Source organism: Roseomonas chloroacetimidivorans (genome assembly GCF_049629625.1).
Lineage (GTDB): Bacteria > Pseudomonadota > Alphaproteobacteria > Acetobacterales > Acetobacteraceae > Roseomonas > Roseomonas chloroacetimidivorans.
Map to the genome: position 1 here is coordinate 52,353 of NZ_JBNBZS010000023.1, position 15,394 is coordinate 67,746.

The following is a 15,394-nucleotide window of genomic DNA, read 5'->3' on the forward strand; positions in this document are numbered from 1 at the left end:
GGACGTGGGCCCAAGACGGCCCCAAGGCGTCATCAGCATCTGATCCCCGTGGTGTCAGGATCGTAATCTTTTTCCGACGACTTGGCTCCGTCCGGTTTTGGTCTCAATGGAGCCTGTGGCGCGTTACGGCGTTCGAAACATAAAGGCTCTTCAGGAGGCGGACGGCCGAGATGACCCTAGTCGGGACGCATGACAGCGCGCTGATGCTTCTCTCGGTGCTGATCGCGATCGCGGCGTCCTATACGGCGCTCGACCTGGCCAGCCGCATCCGGGCGTCCACAGGCTGGGCGCGGCATGTTTGGCTGGCCACGGCGGCGGTCGCCATGGGGGGCGGCATCTGGGCCATGCATTTCGTAGCCATGCTTGCCTTCAGCGTGCCGGGGATGGAGGTGAACTACGACCCTGGCCTGACCTTGCTTTCCCTGATCGTTCCGATCGTGGTCACCGGGATCAGCTTCAGGGCAGTGAGCCACCGCCACCCGACGCCGCTGCGGCTCTTGGCGAGCGGGCTGTTCATGGGCTTCGGGATTGTGGTCATGCACTACACCGGCATGGCCGCGATGAGGATGCAGGCCGACCTGAACTTTGCCCGCTTCTGGGTGGCAGCGTCGGTGCTGATCGCGATCGGCGCGGCGACGGTGGCACTGTGGCTGTCCATGCAGGCAAGCCGGATGGGGGCCAGGCTGGTCGCAGCCGTCGTCATGGGCTTCGCCATTGCGGGCATGCACTACGCGAGCATGCGGGGGGCCGTATTCACCGCCCATTCGTATGTGGACATGGGGGAGGACTGGAGCAGCCTGAGCCAGGTCACCCTTGCGTTGGCGGTCGCGGCCTCGACCTTCCTGATCCTGTTCTTCACGCTGGTTGCCGCCATGTTCGACCGGCGCTTCGCCCTGCTTTCCGAACGCGAGGCCATGGCGTTGCGCGAGAGCGAGGAGCGCTTCCGTTCGCTTTATCAACGGACGCCGCTGCCCCTTCATTCGCTGGATGCCGAAAGGCGCATCGAGAACGTGACCGAGGCCTGGCAGGATCTGCTGGGCTACGGGCGCGAGGAGGTGATCGGCCGGCCACTGATCAACTTCATGACCGAGGCTTCCGCCCGCCAGCTCCTGCAATCCGACTGGCCCGATCTGCTGCGGGAAGGCGAGCTGAAGAACGTGGAATACCGGGTCGTGACCCGGCAGGGCGAGTTCCTGGATGTCCTGGCCTCCGCGCGGGTGGAACGGGCCGAGGACGGGACCGTGTTGCGGGTGCTGGGTGGGCTGACCGATGTGACGCAGCGCCGGCGAACGGAGGAGGCGCTGCGCCAGTCACAGAAAATCGAGGCCATCGGCCTGCTCACAGGCGGCGTGGCGCATGACTTTAATAATCTGCTGGCCGTGGTGATGGGCAATCTGGAGCTGCTGCGCAAGCAGGTGCCCGATAATGCGAAGGCCCTGCGGCTGGTGGAGAACGCGTTGCAGGCGGTACGGCGCGGCGCGGGACTGACGCAGCGCCTGCTGGCCTTCGCGCGCAAGCAGGACCTGAAGCCGCGGGCCGTGGATGTGCCGGAACTGGTGCGGGGCATGGCGGAGCTGCTGCAACGCTCGATCGGGCCGATGGTGCGGATCGACACGCATTTTCCGCTGGGCCTGCCGCTCGCGCATGTGGATGCGAACCAGCTGGAACTCGCGCTGCTCAACCTTGCGGTGAACGCACGCGACGCCATGCCGGAGGGCGGCACGCTCAGCATCTCGGCCACCGAGCAGGAGCTCATGCCCGGCGCCGCGGAAGGCCTCAAGCCCGGACGGTATGTCTGCCTGTCCATAACGGATACCGGGTCCGGAATGGACGCCGCCACCCTGGGCCGCGCGACGGAGCCCTTTTTCACCACGAAGGGGGTGGGCCAGGGAACGGGGCTCGGACTTCCCATGGTGCAGGGCCTGGCGGCGCAGTCGGGTGGACGGCTGGTGCTGCGGAGCCGGCCGGGACAAGGGACGACCGCGGAGCTGTGGCTGCCCGTGGGGAAGGAGGAATTGCTGGGGCAGCCCATGGAAGCCGGTGCTGGCACTGCGCCAGCCATGCCCCAGTCGGCGTCGTTCCTGATCCTGGCAGTCGATGACGATCCGCTGGTGCTGGCCAATACGGTGGCCATGCTGGAAGATCTCGGGCACCGGGTTCTGGCAGCTTCCTCGGGGCGAGAGGCGCTTGGGCTGCTGGCGGCCGGGCAAGCGGTCGATCTCGTCGTCACCGACCAGGCCATGCCGGGGATGACAGGCGTCCAACTGGCGAACAGGCTGCAAGCGGAGCGGCCCGGGCTGCCCGTGCTGCTGGTGAGTGGCTATGCCGAGATGTCTTCGGAGGCGAGTAACCGCCTTCCGCGGTTGAGCAAGCCCTTCGACCAGGCGACATTGGCCGGAGCGGTCACGGAGGCGATAGGATCGGCGCCGAGCGCGCAGGTCATCCCGCTGAGTGAACGGCGGCCAGGGCCTTCCAGGGCCGGGTGAGCAGGAGCCGGCGGCTCAGCGCCAGGCCTCGCCATCCCAGTGATGGGCCGTCCAGCGGGCACGCCCGTTCTCCACGACGATCCGGTTATAGGCGTTCGGCTCGCCCCGGAGCCGGGTGGATGTGGCGGAACCGGCCTGGAGCACGAGGAGACTGTCTCCCTCCTCCGCCGTAATGGCGTGGGTGTTGTGGAAGCCGATATGCAGGTGGCCCGAGAGCACCAGCCGCACGCCGGCACGCGCGAGGTCGCGCAGGGCGCGTTCGCCGCGCTTCACCACGGGCGTTCCGGGCTGTTCCGGCGGGGCCAGGAAGGGGTGGTGGGCGATGACGATGCGGAAGGGGCCGTCAGGCAGCCGCCGAAGGCGCCGCAGCAGGCGTAGCAGCCCGGCCCGGGGGATCTTGCCGTTCTCCCAATGCCGGTGGAGCCCGCCGCGGGAGACGGTGTTGAGGCCGATCACCTGAATTTCCTCGTCCTCGAACATCGGCTCCGTCTCCATGGCGATCAGTTCCTGCCAGCGGCCGAAGGGGTCGAGGAAGCGTTCCCACGGGTAATAGGCGGTGATGTCGTGGTTGCCCGGCACCGCGACCCAGGGCATGTGCAGCGCGTCGAGGAAGGCACGGGCGGCGCGGTATTCGGCCCGGCGGGCGCGCATGGTCAGGTCACCGCTGACAGCGACGAGATGCGCGGGATCGGCGTTCAGCCGGGCCAGCAGCGCATCGGCCGCGCGCTGGTCGATCCGGCAGAAATGCAGGTCGGAGATGTGGTCGATGATCCTCATGCGTCCGGTTCGTTGTTGGGAGGAGCGAGGACCATCAACGCGCGGGGGCGCAGCGCGTAGTGGAGGGGGGTGCGGAGAATACTGGCCTCGCCGTCATTCATCACCCGCAGGCGGCGCCGGCGGGAGTGAATGACGAAAGCGGGACCGGAAAGGATTTCCACCTCCCGCAGGCGCTTCCAGAAGCCGAGCGCCATGGCCACCAGCATCTTGGCGGACCATCCGATGGAGAAGTTGCGGGTGACGTAGAGATAGAGCTCGCCGCTATCCAGGCGGGAGCGGTGGAACATCAGGCCAGTGCCTTCGGCATAGCCGTTGTTCACGACGGAGAGGGCGCGGGTCCAGATGCGCCAGGGCTTTTCCCAGCCTGGCGCATTGATCATCAGGCGATGCGGGCGCTGCCGCAGGAAGGCGCGGATCGCGACGACGAGGATTCGCAGCAGGGCACCCCAGCTCTTGTCGCCACGATGGCGCTCGCGATGGCGGCTGATGGCGTTGGGAACGCCAATCACAGACTGGCAGAGAAAGACCCGGCCGTTCACCTCGCCCACATCGATGGCGCGTGCCGAAGCGCGGCCGAGGGCTTGCGCCGCCTCCAGCGGGTCCAGTGGAATGTCGAGGTCGCGCGCCAGCAGGTTGAGTGTACCGAGCGGCAGGATACCCAGCACGCGGCCGGTGCCGGCCAGCCGGGCGGCAACGCCGCGGATCGTGCCGTCGCCGCCCCCCACGATCACGACCGGGGCATCGGTGGCGATCGCCGCCTCCACACGGCCGCCCATGCTGGGGGCCGCATCCTCGCCGATGATGGTGAGTTCGAAGCCGGCGCGCTCCAGCGCCTCCACGATCAGCGCCGGCAGCTCCGGGCGCCCTGCCAGGGTGCCCGCGCGGGCGTTCATCACCAGAACGGCCCGCGTCATGGGGCGCCGACCATGCGAACAGTGTTCCTTCTGCCGGCGCCCGAACGCGGGGGCGGGATCAAGGGTTTCCGCGAATGCGAAAAGGGCGCGGACCCTGCGGCCCGCGCCCCCTTCGGCTGTCGCCCAGCCTTGGCCGGGATCAGGCGGCGACCTTCACCCCGGCCATGCTGCGCAGCACGTAATGCAGGATGCCGCCCTGCTTGTAGTACTCGACCTCGTCGGCCGTATCGACACGGCACTGGACCTGGGTCTTCACCTCCGTGCCGTCGGCACGGTGGATGACGATGTCCAGCATCATGCGGGGCTTCAGATCCTCGAGGCCGAGGATGTCCACCGTCTCCTCGCCGGTGATGCCGAGGCTCTTGCGATCCTCGCCCGGCTTGAAGACCAGCGGCAGCACGCCCATGCCGACCAGGTTGGAGCGGTGGATGCGCTCGAAGCTTTCGGCGATCACGGCCTTCACGCCCAGCAGCATCGTGCCCTTCGCCGCCCAGTCGCGGGAGGAGCCGGTGCCGTATTCCTTGCCGCCGAAGATCACCAGCGACACGCCCTCGGCCTTGTAGCGCATAGCCGCGTCGTAGATCGGCATCACATCGCCGGAGGGCAGGTGCTTGGTGATGCCGCCCTCGATGCCCGGCACCATTTCGTTCTTGATGCGGATATTGGCGAAGGTGCCGCGCATCATGACCTCGTGGTTGCCGCGGCGGGCGCCGTAGCTGTTGAAGTCGTTCTGCCGGACCTGGTGTTCGAGCAGGTACTCGCCGGCGGGCGAGGCCTTCTTGATGGAACCGGCCGGGGAGATGTGGTCGGTGGTGATGCTGTCACCCAGCTCCGCCAGGATACGCGCACCGCGCACGGAGCCGATCGGCTTCGGCTCGGGCGAGATGTCCTCGAAGTAAGGCGGGTTCTGGACATAGGTGGAACCGGAATTCCAGCGATAGGTGTCCGTGCCCGCCTCGATGTTGATCCCCTGCCAGTGCTCGTCGCCCTTGAAGACGTCGGCGTAGCGGGTCTGGAACATCTCGCGCGTCAGCACAGCGTGCACGACGTCGTTGATCTCCTGCTGCGTCGGCCACACGTCCTTCAGATAGACGGGCTGACCATCGCTGCCGGTGCCCAGCGGCTCGGTCGTGATGTCCTTGGTGATGGTGCCGGCCAGGGCATAGGCGACCACCAGCGGCGGGGAGGCCAGGTAGTTGGCGCGCACATTCGGATGCACGCGGCCTTCGAAGTTGCGGTTGCCCGACAGCACGGAGGCGGCGACCAGCTTGTTGTTCTCGATCGCGTCCACGATCGGGTCAGGCAGCGGGCCGGAATTGCCGATGCAGGTGGTGCAGCCATAGCCGACCGTCTGGAAGCCGAGCGCGTCCAGGTCGTCCTGCAGGCCCGAGGCGGTCAGGTAGTCGGTGACCACCTGGGACCCGGGGGCGAGGGAGGTCTTCACCCAGGGCTTCGGCACCAGCCCCTTGGCCCGCGCCTTGCGCGCCACCAGGCCGGCGGCCACGAGCACATAGGGGTTGGAGGTGTTGGTGCAGGAGGTGATGGCGGCGATCACCACATCGCCATGGCCAAGGTCATAATTCGCGCCTTCGACCGGCACGCGGGAACCGAGCGCCGGGGCACCCGGGACGGCAAGGTTCGGCAGCTCCTTGGCGAAGGAGGTGGCGATCTCGGTCAGCACCACCTTGTCCTGCGGGCGCTTCGGGCCGGCCATGGAGGGCACCACGGTGGAGAGGTCCAGCTCCAGCGTGTCGGTGAAGACCGGGTCGGGCGTGGAGTCGTCGCGCCACATGCCCTGCGCCTTACAGAACTCGCGGACCAGGTTGATGCGGTGCTCGTCGCGGCCGGAGAGGCGGAGATAGCCGAGCGTCGCCTCGTCCACCGGGAAGAAGCCGCAGGTGGCGCCGTATTCCGGGGCCATGTTGCCGATGGTCGCGCGGTCGGCGACGGGCAGGGAGGTGAGGCCCTGGCCGTAGAACTCGACGAACTTGCCGACCACGCCCTTCTTGCGGAGCATCTGGGTGACGGTCAGCACCAGGTCGGTGGCCGTCACGCCCTCACGCAGCTTGCCGGTCAGCTTGAAGCCGATCACGTCGGGGATGAGCATGGCGATGGGCTGGCCGAGCATCGCGGCCTCGGCCTCGATGCCGCCCACGCCCCAGCCGAGCACGCCCAGGCCGTTCACCATCGTGGTGTGGCTGTCCGTGCCGTAGCAGCTATCGGGATAGGCGAAGGTGTCGCCGGCGTCGGTATCGGTCCAGACAACCTGGGCCAGGTATTCCAGGTTCACCTGGTGGCAGATGCCGGTCCCGGGGGGAACGACGCGGAAGTTGTTGAAGGCGCCCTGGCCCCAGCGGAGGAACTCGTAGCGCTCGCCGTTGCGCTGGTACTCCAGTTCGACGTTCTTCTTCATGGCGTCCGGCGTGCCGGAGACATCCACCATGACGGAGTGGTCGATCACGAGGTCCACGGGAACCAGCGGGTTCACCTTCTGGGGATCGCCGCCGAGCTTCAGCATGCCGTCGCGCATCGCGGCCAGGTCCACCACGGCGGGGACGCCCGTGAAGTCCTGCATCAGAATGCGCGCGGGGCGGAAGGGAACCTCCTGGGTGGACTGACCCTTTTCCAGCCAGCCGGCGATCGCCTTGGCGTCATCGACCTTGTAGGTGCGGCCATTCTCGGCGCGGAGGATGTTCTCGAGCAGCACCTTCAGGCTGTTCGGAAGGCGGGAGAAATCCGTGCCCAGCGCCTTCGCCGCCTCGGGGATCGAGAAGTAGTGGTAGGTCTTCCCGTCGACTGTCAGGCTGCGCTTGGCCTTAAGCGTGTCTTGGCCGATCTTGCTCATCTCGCAATTCCCCGCGCGTGCTTGAATTTCCGGGCAGCTTGAAGCATGGCAAGGGTTTCCGGTCCAGGGGCGGGGCCGGTGTCAATAGCCCTGCGGGGCATGTAACGAGGGCATGGCCGGCGTGCTGGCGGCGGATGATCTGGCCATCAGGCGCGGCGGGCGGGTGGTCCTCGCTGGGCTGTCGCTGCGCGCGGCGCCGGGGGAGGCGCTGCTGCTGCTCGGGCCGAATGGCGCGGGAAAATCGACGTTGCTGCGAGCGCTGGCCGGGCTGCTGCGCCCGGCCGCCGGGCGGGTGACCTGGGATGGCGAGGACGTGGCGGGCGATACGGCCGCGCATGGCGGACGAACCCGCTATCTCGGCCATCAGGATGCGATCAAGCCGGCCCTGACGCCGCGGGAGGACCTGGTCTTCTGGGCGCGGCTGCGCGGCGGCGATCCCGATGTGGCGCTGGCGGCGCTGGGGCTCTCCGCGCTGGCGGGGCTGCCCTGCCGCAGGCTTTCCGCGGGGCAGCGGCGGCGGCTGGCCCTGGCCCGGCTTGCGCTCGGGGAAGCGCCGCTCTGGCTGCTGGACGAGCCGACGCTCGGGCTCGACTCGGCCTCGGTGGGGCGGCTGGGGGCGTTGCTGGCCGCGCACCGCGCGCGGGGCGGCATCGTGCTGGCGGCCACCCATCTGCCCTTGCCCCTGCCGGGCGCGCGGGAACTGGCACTTTGATCCCTGTCTTCCTGCGGGAAATCCGCCTGGCCCTACGCCATCCCGCCGAGGCACTGGCAGCGGTGCTGTTCTTCGTGATCGTCTGCGCGCTGTTTCCCTTCGGCGTGGGGCCTTCGCCCGAGGCCTTGGCGCGGCTGGCGCCCGGCGCACTGGTCACGGCCGCGCTGCTGGCGGCGCTGCTGCCCCTGGACCGGCTTTTCGCCGGGGAGGCGGAGGACGGATCGCTGGACCTGCTGCTGACTGCCGGGCTGCCGCCCGCCGGGCTGGCCGTGGCGAAGGCGGCGGCGCATTGGATGCTGACAGGGCTGCCCTTGCTGATCGCGACGCCAGTCGCGGCGGCCCTGCTGGCGCTTCCGACGGAGGCCTGGGGCATCGCGATGCTGGCCCTCGCCCTGACCTCGGCCATCCTGTCGCTGCTCGGCACGCTGGGCGCCGCGCTGACGCTTGGCGCCCGGCGGGGCGGGGTGCTGCTGCCGCTGCTGGTGCTGCCGCTGGCGGTGCCCGTGGTGATCTTTGCGGCTGGGGCTATCGAGTCCGCCTCGGCGGGCGCCGAATCCCGGCCCTTCCTGCTGCTCCTGGGTGCCTTCCTTGCCGCTGCCCTGCCGCTCGCGCCGCTGGCTGCCGGGGCGGCGCTGCGAGAGGGTTGAATCGCACATGGCTTTCGAGCGTTAGTTACACCATGGCCTTCAAGGGAAAGCCGCCCGGCACCGGCTCGGGCGAGATGTCGCGCCGGACGGTCGCGCTCCGCCCGTCCATCGCCCTGTTGCCGCGTCAGCGGGACGAGGCGCGCCGCCTGCGCCGCACGGGGCTGGAACCTGCGCAGATCGCAGAAACCATCGGCGCGCCGCTGGAGGAGGTGGAGAAAGCCCTCGTCCAGATGCGCATGCCCCGGCCAGAGACGACGCGGGGCACGCTGAACGTGACGCTGGCCGCGCATGCCTTAGTAATGAAGGAGCGCCAGGGCAATGAGCCGCTCTGGCAGACCATGGACCGCCTGCTGGACGAACTGCTACGGCACCGCGCTGCCGAGGCCGCCCGCGCCCGCGCGCGCCGGCGGGAGGAGAGCGATCCGCTGCCGCTTTTCCCGGAGGGCTGACGCCGGGCGTCATCCGGCGCAGCATCGGGCGATGCGTCGCCTGTTGCTGGTTTTCCTGCTCGTCCCCTCGCTGGCCCTGGCCCAGAATCCCTCCCCGCGGCAGGGCGGGCGGCCCCTGGAAGGGCCGTTCCGGCCGGTGCCACCGCCCGCGGGCGTGGCGCAGCCTTGCGGCCCTGTGCTGCCGCCGGTCCGCAGCATCGAGGGCGTGCCCTTCTACACGGACCCCGCCGCGTCCCGCGCCGACCCGACGCGGTTGGAGGCCGACACGGCCTCGCGCAAGCCGGTGGAAGACTGGCTGGCGAGCATCGTCGGAGCAATCGCGCGCTACCGGGTGGGCGACCCGGCGGCGGCAGGCTGCGCGCTGGAGGCATTGGACCACTGGGCGCGGAACGAGGCGCTGCTCGGGGCCTTCAACCAGCAGGGCGGCTTTCACCGGACAAGGTCGCTGGCCGGGGCGGCGCTGGCCTTTCTCGCGATCCAGAGGGCGCCGGGGTTAGAGCCGGTCAAGCTGGGGCGGGTCGGGCGCTGGCTGGGCCTGGTCGCGCGGGCGGTGCAGCCGCCCTATGACAAGCCCTCCTCCCCTGCAGCGGCCGCAGCCATCAGCATGACCCGCAACAACCAGGCGGCTTGGGCGGGGCTGGCCGTGGCGGCAGCGGGAGTGGCGGCGAATGACCGCGCGCTGTTCAATTGGGGCATGGCCAGGCTGCGTGCCCAGCTCGCCCAGGTGGATGCGCGCGGCGCCTTGCCGCAGGAGGTGGCGCGGGGCGCGATGGCCCTGCACTACCACCTCTTCGCCCTGGATGCGCTGGCTGGGCTGGAGCGGCTGGGAGCCGCCAATGGCGTGGCACTGAGTGAGGCGGAACGGAACGCCTATCGCCGGCTGCGGGACCTTTGCGTCGCCTCGCTGCGCAATCCCTCGGTCATGGAGGCGATCACGGGGGTGAAAGGGAGCGACCCGCCTTGGCCTGCCGTTGCCGGCATACCCCTGCTGCGCGCAGCCTACGGGCTGGAGATCGCCTCCATCGCCATGCCGGACCCGGCTTCCGATGCGCTCCTCGCGCCCTACCGGCCCCTTTCCTCCATCTGGCTGGGCGGCGGGATCACGGGGTGGTGGAGGCCTTGAGGCAGGGGCGCCACCCGCCCCCAGGGTGGCCTCATTCCGCCGGCGCGCTGGGTTCCGGTGCCGAACCGCCCGCCTGGGCGAGCGCCGCGCCCGCGCTGGCCGCGTTCATGGTCAGCAGCCCCGCTGCGAGCCGGGTGAGATAGCGTGCCGCGCGCAGGCGCACAGCCGCCTGGTCTCCGCCGTCTTCCGGAAGGGTGCAGCCGGCCAGGGTAATGGCCGTGCCGACGATGCGGGCCTCCAGGGCCGCGGCGAGCGTGTCATGCGAGGCGTCGCGGCCAAATTCCGCGTCGAGGGCGTCGCCCGCGCGGTCGATCTCGATCTCGACGCGATTGTCATCGGCCAGGACCGACATGATCTCCGTCGGCGGATCCGGCTCCTCGCCAGCCTGCAGGGCCAGGAGGCCCATGGCTCCGACCAGCATGTGCATCGAGCCGGAATCGCCGCCCTGCGAGGCGAAGGCACCATAGGCGACGGCGAGGGCGGCTTCCCCGAGCACGCCGCGGCTTTCGTTGTCCATGGAATCCAGCGCCACGGGCTGGTCCGCAGGCACCTCCTGCGATGCCTCGGCCTGGCCCAGTGAGGGCACGCCGCCCTCGGCAAAGGCGCGGCTGACCGTGGCGAGGGCTTCGAACAGCTTCATCTCGGATACGCGCGGCATGGCTCGGGATTCCGGTTGAGGGAACGACGCCCTGCTCTAGCGTCCTGCCCTGCCCGATGTTTCACGCTTGGGCGTGTCCGGCCTACTCCACCCGGGGCGGGCGGCCCATGAGCTGGTCCACCGCCCCGGCGACATCCAGGCTTCCCTCCAGCACGGCGGCGACCGCCGTACAGACCGGCAATTCCACCCCGGCCTGCGCCGCGCGGGCAAGAAGGGCGGGGGCGGTGGCTGCGCCCTCGGTCACGGAATGGCGCCCGGCCAGCACCGTGGCTGCTTTCTCCCCACGGCCGAGCGCGACGCCGAGGGAAAAGTTCCGGCTGCCTGCCCCGGCGCAGGTGAGCATCAGGTCGCCCAGGCCGGAAAGGCCTGCCACCGTCTCGGCCCGGCCGCCCAGCGCGACGGCCAGGCGTGCGATCTCCGCCAGGGCGCGGGTGACGAGGGCGGCACGGGCATTCTCGCCCAGGCCGGCGCCCATCACGGCGCCGGCGGCGATGGCCGCCACGTTCTTCGCGGCCCCGCCCACCTGCACGCCCAGCGGGTCCGTGCCCTCGTAGAGACGGAAGGCGGGGGAGGCGAGGCGCGCGGTTGCGGCTTCCCGCAGCGCCGGGTCGGTGCTGGCCAGGACCGCGGCGGCCGGCAGGCCCTGGGCCACTTCATGCGCGAAATTCGGGCCGGAGAGGATGGCGGCCGGCAGGCCAGGGCGGGAATCGGCCAGGATTTCCAGGGGAAAGCGGAGTGTGCCGGTTTCGACGCCCTTGGAGACGATGACGCAGGGCGGCAGGGGCGGCAGTTCCGCGATCACAGAAGCCATGTGCTGCGTCGGCACGGCAAGGATCGCGAGCCCCGCGCCCGAGAGCGCCGCGTGCGCATCGGCCGTGACCTGAACGGCCGGGGGAAGGGCGGTGCCGGGCAGGTGGCGCCTATTCTCGCGGCTCGTCCGCATCGCCTCTGCCCGCGCGGTGTCCCGTGCCCAGAGCGCGACCTCCGACCCGGCGCGCAGGGCCTGGAGGGCCAGCGCCGTGCCCCAGGCGCCAGCGCCGATGACCGCGACCCTCTCGCCACCACTCATTCGGGCACGATCTCCGTCACCGCCCAGCCGGAGCCCGGCTCGTTGTCGGAAAGGCGGGCATGCAAGGCGGCCAGGAGGTCCCGCGCCGTCTGGGCGAAGCCGAAGGGTGGGTTCACCACCTCCAGGCCGCAGCCATTCAGGCGGGTGGGGTCGGTGGGCTCGCGCAGCCAGAGCTCGCAGGCGATCACGTCGCGCATCTCCGATCCGGCCAGTTCGTCCTGGAAGGCGCGGACGGGGGCGCGATGCTTGATGGGATACCAGGCCGCCTGGATCGCGCCCCGGAAGCGGCGGGAAAGGGCCATCATGCCCTCGGCCATGCGGGTAAATTCGCCCTCCGCCTCGAAGGGGGGGTCCATCAGCACGAGGCCGCGACGCTCGGGGAAGGGGGTGAGGGCGGTGAGAGCCTCATAGGCGTCCCGCTTGTGGACGGAGACCTGGGGATCGCCCTTGAAGGCGGCGCGGAGGGTTGCGGCGTCCTCCGGATGCAGCTCGCAAAGGGCGAGGTGGTCGCCCGGGCGCAGCATGGCGCGGATCAGGGCGGGGCTGCCGGGATAGCTGCCGCGGGGAAAGCTCCGCACCAGGGTCAGCCAGGGCAGGAGGGGGCCGTCCTGCAGACTCTCCAGCCGGCCGATGCCGTCGCGCCATTCGCCGGTTCGCCGGGCCTCGTTGGATTGCAGATCGTAAAGCCCGATGCCGGCATGGGTATCGAGCACGCGGAAGGGCGTGGGTTTGCGCGCCAGGGCGGCGACCAGCGCGTGGACGAGGGCGTGCTTCATGCAGTCCGCGAAATTCGCGGCGTGGAAGGTGTGGCGGTAGTTCATGGGGGCGGGGACAGCTCGTCCAACGGCCAGCGCGGGCGCGGCGCGTGGTTCCAAGGATCGGTAAGGCCGGCGCGCAGTCGCTCGATCCCGGCCCAGGCGACCATCACGGCATTGTCGGTGCAGAGGCGGATGGGGGGCGCGACCATGGGCAGGCCGGCGGCTTCCGCCACGGCGGTCAGGGCAGTCCGGACGCCCGTATTGGCGGCAACGCCGCCGGAGACCACCAGCGCCGTCGCGCCCGGGGCCATGGCCAGGGCGTGGCGCGCACGGTCGGCCACCACGGTCGCGACCGAGGCCTGGAAGGCGGCGGCGATGTCGGCGTGGTTGCCACCCTTGGCCACCGCCTGCGCGACGGCCGTCTTGAGGCCGGAGAAGGAGAAGTCGCAACCGGCCCGGCCGAGCAGGGGGCGGGGCAGGGGGATGCGCGACGGATCACCCTGCTTCGCCAGCCGTTCCAGATGCGGCCCGCCGGGCCAGGGCAGGCCAAGCAGCTTGGCGGCCTTGTCGAAGGCCTCACCCACCGCATCGTCCAGCGTGGTGCCGAGGCGGCGGTAGCGGCCCAGCCCCTCCACCGCCACGCATTGGCAGTGGCCGCCGGAGAGAAGGAGCAGGAGATAGGGGAAGGCCGCGCCGCCGGGCAGGAGGCCGGGGAGGCGGGGTGTCAGGGCATGCGCTTCCAGGTGGTTCACCGCCACGAAGGGGAGGTGGTTGGCCAGGGCGATCCCCTTGCCGAAGCTCGCGCCCACGATCAGCCCGCCGATCAGCCCGGGGCCCGAAGTGGCGGCGACGCCGCCGAGGTCGCGGGGCGAGACGCCGGCCTTCTCCATCACCCCGGCGGTCAGGCCGGGAAGATGGGAAAGATGCGCCCGCGCGGCCAACTCAGGCACCACGCCGCCGAAGCGGGCATGATCCTCGGTCTGGCTGAACACGGCCTCGGCCAGAATCGTCCCATCGGGCGCCAGCACGGCGGCGGCCGTTTCGTCGCAGCTGCTCTCAATACCCAGGACCGGACCGGTGAGGTCCATCCGTCATGCCTTTCCGAATTGTGGGGGGGTCTTAGATCAGAGCAGATTCGCGCTCCAGGCCGTTTCCGGCCTTCAGCGTTCTGCTCTAAGACGCGCCCATGTCGTCTGCCCACCCCACCCCAAGCGGCGTCGTGTCTGTCGGAACGTCGCGAGTGCCGCCGCATCGGCGCTCGCTTCCGCTCCGTGTCGGAACGCGCGGCTCGCCGCTCGCCCTTTGGCAGACGCGCTGCTTCCTCGACATGGTGCTGCATTTCTGCCCGGTTCTGCGGAATGCCGGTGCTTTCGAGGAGCATGTCATCCAGACCTCCGGCGACAGGATCCAGGACCGGCGCCTGGCGGATGTCGGGGGCAAGGGCCTCTTCGCCAAGGAGATCCATGAGGCGCTGCTGGACGGGCGGATCGATTTCGCCGTTCACAGCCTGAAGGACCTGGAGACGGAAATGCCGCCCGGGGTGCTGCTGGCCTGCACCCTGAAGCGGGAGGACAGCCGGGACGTGCTGATTCCCGGCCCGCAGATGGGCACGCTGGACCCGGCTGACCCGATCGGCAGCATTCCGGCAGGCGTCCGGCTCGGCACGGCCAGCCTGCGCCGCCAGGCCCAGTTGCTGCACGCCCGGCCGGATCTGCAGGTCGGCGTGATCCGCGGCAATGTGCAGACCCGGCTGCGGAAGCTGGCCGAGGGCGAATCCGATGCCACCATGCTGGCGCTGGCCGGGTTGAAGCGCATGGATCTGACGCCCGAGGGAATGGTGGTGCTGGACCCGGAGGCCATGGTGCCGGCGGCCGGGCAGGGCATCATCGGCGTGACCGTGCGCGCCGAGGATACGGAGCTGCACGAGCTTTTGGGCGGGATCGAGGACCGGGACGCCCGCGCCGTTTCACGGGCCGAGCGCGCCTTGCTGGCGGCGCTGGACGGGTCCTGCCGCACCCCGATCGGCGGCCATGCCCGCGTCCTGCCTGATGGGCGGCTGCATCTGACGGGGCTGGTGGCGCGGCCGGACGGGTCCTTCCTGCTGAAGCGCAGCCTGCATGGGGCCGTGGCCGACGCCCAGGCCATCGGCGAGGAGCTGGGCCGGAGTCTGCGCGCGGACAGCCCGGCGGATATCTTTGGCTGACGGCTGCCTGATCACCCGGCCGGAACCCGGCGCCACGGCCACGGCCGCGCGGGTGGCAGCGCTGGGCTGGCGGCCCGTGCTGGCGCCGGCCCTGGTCCTGTCGCCCCTGCCCATGGCGCCGGCGCCGGAGGCGCGCGCCGTCCTGCTGCCGAGCGCGGCCGCCCTGCCCAGCCTGCGCGAGGCCTGCCCGCCCGACCTGCCGGTACTGGCTGTGGGGGAGGGCACGGCCACCGCCGCGCGGGCGGCCGGCTTTACGAATGTCGTGGCGGCGGGCGGGGATGCGGCGGCTCTGGCCGAACTGGCCGGAAAGCGGCTGGAGCCCTCGGCCGGGCCGGTGCTGCTGGCCACCGGACGAGGCTATGGGGATGATCTGGCGGAGGATCTTGCCGCGCGCGGCCTCGCGGTGATCCGGCGCGAAGCCTATGCCGCCGCCGAGGCGACCCAGCTGCCCGAGGACGCCCGCGCTGCCCTTGCCAAGGGGCAGGTCCGTGTTGCCCTTTTTTACTCGCCGCGCAGCGCGCGCTCGGCCATCGCCTTGTTGCGGGGCGCGGGCTTGTGCGGCGCGGCAACCGGTATCCGTGCACTGGCGTTGAGCGGCCGCGTGGCGGAGGCGCTGTCCGCATCGCCGGGAGACGTTTCCTGGGGGGGGCTGGACGTGGCGCCGCGACCGGATCAGGACGCGCTGCTGGGCCTGCTGGGCCCCGGCCACTAACCAAGTTCTGCCCCCTTCCCGCCTGACCAGAAGGACGACGC

Annotated in this window: 14 protein-coding genes; 7 read left to right on the forward strand and 7 right to left on the reverse strand. The window is 70.4% G+C overall.

Going from position 1 to position 15,394, the window contains the following annotated elements:
* Positions 1-170: 170 nt before the first annotated feature.
* Positions 171-2,486, forward strand: a complete 2,316-nt coding sequence (locus tag ACO1BU_RS18160) for an MHYT domain-containing protein (RefSeq protein WP_424137381.1) — start codon at positions 171-173, stop codon at positions 2,484-2,486.
* A gap of 15 nt (positions 2,487-2,501) precedes the next feature.
* On the opposite strand, the gene ACO1BU_RS18165 is transcribed toward ACO1BU_RS18160, so the two are convergent.
* From ACO1BU_RS18165 to acnA, 3 genes are all read right to left on the reverse strand, one after another.
* Complete coding sequence (locus ACO1BU_RS18165) at positions 2,502-3,263, reverse strand: metallophosphoesterase family protein (protein ID WP_424137382.1); 762 nt, start codon at positions 3,261-3,263, stop codon at positions 2,502-2,504.
* Positions 3,260-4,177 (reverse strand): diacylglycerol/lipid kinase family protein, encoded by a 918-nt coding sequence (locus ACO1BU_RS18170; protein WP_424137383.1) that lies wholly within the window; start codon positions 4,175-4,177, stop codon positions 3,260-3,262. The genes ACO1BU_RS18165 and ACO1BU_RS18170 overlap by 4 nt, the downstream gene beginning before the upstream one ends.
* Positions 4,178-4,316: 139 nt before the next feature.
* Positions 4,317-7,022 (reverse strand): aconitate hydratase AcnA, encoded by a 2,706-nt coding sequence (gene acnA / locus ACO1BU_RS18175; protein WP_424137384.1) that lies wholly within the window; start codon positions 7,020-7,022, stop codon positions 4,317-4,319.
* Positions 7,023-7,134: 112 nt separating this feature from the next.
* Between acnA and ccmA the strand changes: the two genes are divergently transcribed.
* Genes ccmA through ACO1BU_RS18195 form a run of 4 tightly spaced genes read left to right on the forward strand, consistent with a single transcriptional unit; the run spans position 7,135 to position 9,953 of the window.
* A complete protein-coding gene (gene ccmA, locus ACO1BU_RS18180) occupies positions 7,135-7,734 on the forward strand; it encodes a heme ABC exporter ATP-binding protein CcmA (protein WP_424137385.1) in 600 nt (199 codons plus the stop codon).
* Positions 7,731-8,381, forward strand: coding sequence for a heme exporter protein CcmB (gene ccmB, locus ACO1BU_RS18185; RefSeq protein WP_424137386.1), 651 nt, complete (start codon positions 7,731-7,733; stop codon positions 8,379-8,381). The genes ccmA and ccmB overlap by 4 nt, the downstream gene beginning before the upstream one ends.
* A 32-nt stretch (positions 8,382-8,413) precedes the next feature.
* Positions 8,414-8,830, forward strand: a complete 417-nt coding sequence (locus ACO1BU_RS18190; RefSeq protein WP_424137387.1) for a hypothetical protein — start codon at positions 8,414-8,416, stop codon at positions 8,828-8,830.
* Positions 8,831-8,861: 31 nt separating this feature from the next.
* Positions 8,862-9,953, forward strand: a complete 1,092-nt coding sequence (locus tag ACO1BU_RS18195; protein ID WP_424137388.1) for an alginate lyase family protein — start codon at positions 8,862-8,864, stop codon at positions 9,951-9,953.
* A gap of 31 nt (positions 9,954-9,984) precedes the next feature.
* On the opposite strand, the gene ACO1BU_RS18200 is transcribed toward ACO1BU_RS18195, so the two are convergent.
* From ACO1BU_RS18200 to tsaD, 4 genes are all read right to left on the reverse strand, one after another.
* Positions 9,985-10,611 carry a hypothetical protein gene (locus ACO1BU_RS18200; RefSeq protein ID WP_424137389.1) on the reverse strand — a complete coding sequence of 209 codons (627 nt, stop codon included), beginning with the start codon at positions 10,609-10,611 and terminating at the stop codon, positions 9,985-9,987.
* Positions 10,612-10,693: 82 nt separating this feature from the next.
* Positions 10,694-11,680, reverse strand: a complete 987-nt coding sequence (locus ACO1BU_RS18205) for an NAD(P)H-dependent glycerol-3-phosphate dehydrogenase (protein WP_424137390.1) — start codon at positions 11,678-11,680, stop codon at positions 10,694-10,696.
* Complete coding sequence (locus ACO1BU_RS18210) at positions 11,677-12,501, reverse strand: 23S rRNA (adenine(2030)-N(6))-methyltransferase RlmJ (RefSeq protein WP_424137391.1); 825 nt, start codon at positions 12,499-12,501, stop codon at positions 11,677-11,679. The genes ACO1BU_RS18205 and ACO1BU_RS18210 overlap by 4 nt, the downstream gene beginning before the upstream one ends.
* Positions 12,498-13,526 carry a tRNA (adenosine(37)-N6)-threonylcarbamoyltransferase complex transferase subunit TsaD gene (gene tsaD / locus ACO1BU_RS18215; RefSeq protein ID WP_424137392.1) on the reverse strand — a complete coding sequence of 343 codons (1,029 nt, stop codon included), beginning with the start codon at positions 13,524-13,526 and terminating at the stop codon, positions 12,498-12,500. The genes ACO1BU_RS18210 and tsaD overlap by 4 nt, the downstream gene beginning before the upstream one ends.
* Before the next feature lie 98 nt (positions 13,527-13,624).
* Here tsaD and hemC point away from each other — a divergent pair, with 98 nt between their 5' ends.
* Together hemC and ACO1BU_RS18225 are read left to right on the forward strand one after the other, a co-directional pair.
* Positions 13,625-14,641 (forward strand): hydroxymethylbilane synthase, encoded by a 1,017-nt coding sequence (gene hemC, locus ACO1BU_RS18220; RefSeq protein WP_424137393.1) that lies wholly within the window; start codon positions 13,625-13,627, stop codon positions 14,639-14,641.
* Complete coding sequence (locus ACO1BU_RS18225) at positions 14,634-15,353, forward strand: uroporphyrinogen-III synthase (protein WP_424137394.1); 720 nt, start codon at positions 14,634-14,636, stop codon at positions 15,351-15,353. The genes hemC and ACO1BU_RS18225 overlap by 8 nt, the downstream gene beginning before the upstream one ends.
* Positions 15,354-15,394: the final 41 nt, after the last annotated feature.